Raw genomic sequence first — 3,710 nt, 5'->3', positions numbered from 1 at the left:
CGCCACGGTCTACGCGTAGGCGCCACGTGCCTTTGCCGTCACCGATGGGCGGATGCCGACTTCGGCGGACCGCGGGGCTCCGTCGCGCGTCTCGCGATCAAGCTGGTCCAGGGGACCTTCGCGCCCGAATGCGAACCCCGAGGCGATCGCCGGTGGCCAGGCCCTGGGCGGATTGGCGCAGCCTGGGTCGAGCGGTGGCCCGGCCAGGATATGCGGTGCGCGGCGGACCTGAGGGGGTGGGTGGAATCGGTTGCCCGGGCGCGCGGCATCAGCAGTACGCCCTATGGAAAACGCTGCGCTGCCTGGAAATCCTCGCGCATCGGGCGCCGCACAAGCATCGGCAGGGTGGCTATGATGAGGACGCGTCACTCACGCACACGCCGCACGGCTGTGCTTCTTGGTGGAACGTTTCTGACGGGCGCCGCTTGCCTGCCGCCATGGCTTGGTTTCGTCACGCCTGCACAAGCCCAGCAGGTCTCTGCGAATAGTACGCCGCAGACCGTGCCGGCCGATGCGAACATCACCACATCGGCGGCCGGCAGCGCTGGCTTTGGGTTCTGGGCGCAGAACGGCGGCCAGATCAATACCGAGGGCGCAGCGGCGGTCACGACAAGCGGAACCGGCGCCGACGTTCTGAATGCGCAATCAAACGGTGTCATCACATTTGGCGGGCCAGCGACCCTCCTGGCCACGGGAACCGGTCTTCTGGCGCACGCCGCAACTGGCGGCATCATTCGTCTTCAAGGGGGCACGGCGAGCTCAACCAACGGCGGCGGGCTGCTGGCCAGCAATGCGGGAAGCTTGCTTGACGTGAACGGATTGGCGCTGAGCATCAGCGCCCCCGGCGCCATCGGCGCCTCCGCGCAAACGGGCGGAACAATCAGCCTTTCCAACGGGGCCCTCGTTCACACCAGCGGGAACTCCGCCACCGGACTTTTTGCGACGGGGGTAAACTCCAGCATAGGGGCTACGGACACCACGATCTCGACTCTGGGCACGAACGCAATCGGCGTTGAAGCCACCCAGGGGGCGGGCGTCATCTTGGCGGGCGGAAGGGTTACGACCCAAGGCGCGCAGGCCGACGCCCTCTTTGCCTTCGATGCCGGAGGCGCCGGCCCGACCATCCAGGCCACCAGCACGACCATCTCCACGAGCGGTCCGCAATCAAACGGCGCGGAATCGAATAGGGGCGGCAATATCAGCCTCACCAACGGGTCCATCAGCACGACCGGAAATCAGGCGCACGGTCTTTACGCCATTGGCCGCGGGACCCTGACGGCGAACGGTACGTCGGTCTCGACCAGCGGCGCCGACGCGGTCGGCGCCTATGCGCTACAGGGTCCGATGACCTTGACCAATGTGACGGTCACGACAACAGGCGTCGGCGGAAACGGTGCGATCGCGGACAACGCCAGCGTCCTGTCGATTACCGGGGGGTCAATCACCACATCAGGCTCCAGCACGTCGGATACGGCCGACGGTATCGCTTCATTGTCTGCAAGCCATGTGACGGCCAGGAACGTCACCATCACCACCAACGGAAATGGCAGCACGGGGGCGGCGGCGGAATTCGCCGCTCAGCTCTCTCTGAGCGGCGGTTCGGTTACGACCCATGGATCAGGGGCCGCCGGCCTGTTTTCCGTGGCTCAGTCAGGCGGCGTTGGATCCTCAATCACGGCTGACGGGGTAATCGTCACGACGACCGGTCCGTCATCTCGCGGCGCGATGGTGTGGGGCGCCAGCAGCATGACGCTGACCGGCGGCACGAGCGTCCATGCTGAGGGTGTCGGATCGCCCGCGTTCTATTCCCAAGCCTACGAGACGGCGCCGAGTACGCTGACAATCCAGAACAGCTCGCTGATCTCAGACCAAGGCTTTGGGATCTTAGTAAATGGCACGACCCTGAACGCGACCTTGACGGGCGCCTCGGTGAGCGGCGGCGCCGGCCTTTCCAACGTCACCAACAACGGCGTCCTCAATCTTGCGGCCACGTCGGCGTCACAACTCACCGGCGCGGTGACGACCGAGGCCGGCAGCGCCTCGAACCTGACCCTGAGTGCTGCGTCGCGGTGGACGGTGACGGGCAGTTCGAACCTGACGAGCCTGGTCAACGACACGAGCGAAATCACTTTCGCCCCGCCGACCGGTGATGTGACCTTGCCGGCCAGCTACAAGACCGTGACGACAACGAACTATGTGGGCAATGGCGGCGCGATCGGCCTCAACACATACCTCGGTGCGGACGGCTCGGCGTCGGACAAGCTGATCATTAGCGGCGGCGCGGCGAGTGGGAATACGCTCCTGCGCATCGCCCATGCCGGTGGCGGGGGCGCCGAAACGCTCGGCAACGGTATCCTCGTCGTCGACGCCGTGAGCGGTGGGACGACGGCCGCAGGGGCGTTCGCGCTCGGGACGGCGGTGCTCGCCGGCCCGTACAACTACACGCTCCATCGCTCCGGCCTGGGCGGAGACAGTCCGCAATCATGGTTCCTGCGCTCGGCCATCGACTGTTCGGTCGCGGGCGCACCCTCACCTCCATGTTCTTCGCCGACTCCGACTCCGACGCCCACGCCAACCCCGACACCGACACCGACACCTACGCCCACCCCAACGCCGACACCCACTCCAACTCCAACTCCAACTCCAACTCCAACTCCGACACCCACGCCAACTCCGACACCGCCCACTGGCGAGATCCCCGACTACAGGATCGAGACATCGCTCTATTCCGCCCTGCCCGCGCTCGCGGCGTTCTATGGCCGTGAGGTGATCGACAACCTGCACGACCGCGTGGGCGAGGAGGAGCAGTTGCGCGGAATGCAGGGGCCGAGTGACAGCGCGTACCTGAACGGGCTGTGGATGCGCGCGGTGGGCTGGAGCGGCCACCACGATGGAGGCCGCCTGGGTATCGACGGGCCCGACGGCCCGACCTTCGACTACGACCTGCAGGCCCTGCAGGTCGGTGGAGACATCTACCGCCGCGAGCAAGCCAACGGGGTGCGTGACCACGCCGGGCTCTACGCCGTCTATGGCTGGGCAAGCGCCAACGTCGAACACGTGAGCGGCCAGCAGGCGGGAACGGCCCGGCTCAACGCCTTCTCTCTGGGGGGCTACTGGACCCGCTTCGCCGCGAACGGGGCCTACCTTGACGCGATCGCCCAATACACCTGGTACCGTGCTTCGGCGCTCTCGACCGAGCTTCCTGAACTGAAGGACCGCGCCACGGGCTGGGCCCTATCGACGGAAGGCGGTTGGCCGTTCCACTTCGCCAAGGACTGGGTCCTCGAGCCGCAGGCTCAGTTGGTCTATCAGACCTTCGAGGCGGACCAGACGAGTGACGCCGCAGCGCTGATCACCTTCGGCCGCACAGATAGCCTGGTCGGGCGGCTGGGTCTGCGGCTCGCCCACACCTGGAGCCGACCCGCCGAGGAGGGCCCCCGGCTGACCACCGGCTGGCTCAGGCTCAACCTCAGCCACGAATTCATGGACCAGCCCTCGACCAGCTTCTCCTCGGCGGACGGCCCAGTGGTCTTCAAAACCGATCTCGGCGCATATTGGTCTGAGGCCAATGCTGGCCTGACTCACCAGATGAGCCGCTCTTCCGCGCTGATCGCCAACGTCGGCTACCAATGGAATCTCAATAGCGACACCCACGCCTGGACCGGAAAGCTCGGGGTCAGGATCAACTGGTAGGCAGCGCGGGCGCGATC

General features: G+C 66.3%; 1 protein-coding gene. It reads left to right on the top strand.

The window, feature by feature from the left end; translation table 11 throughout:
* The first annotated feature begins 354 nt into the window (after positions 1-354).
* Complete coding sequence (locus tag VGI62_RS19905; protein WP_331506311.1) at positions 355-3,693, top strand: autotransporter outer membrane beta-barrel domain-containing protein; 3,339 nt, start codon at positions 355-357, stop codon at positions 3,691-3,693.
* The last annotated feature ends 17 nt before the right edge of the window (positions 3,694-3,710 follow it).

This window comes from Phenylobacterium sp., from assembly GCF_036495085.1.
GTDB lineage: Bacteria > Pseudomonadota > Alphaproteobacteria > Caulobacterales > Caulobacteraceae > Phenylobacterium.
Note: the sequence above shows the minus strand (reverse complement) of the source record. Positions and strands in the feature narration are given on the sequence as shown.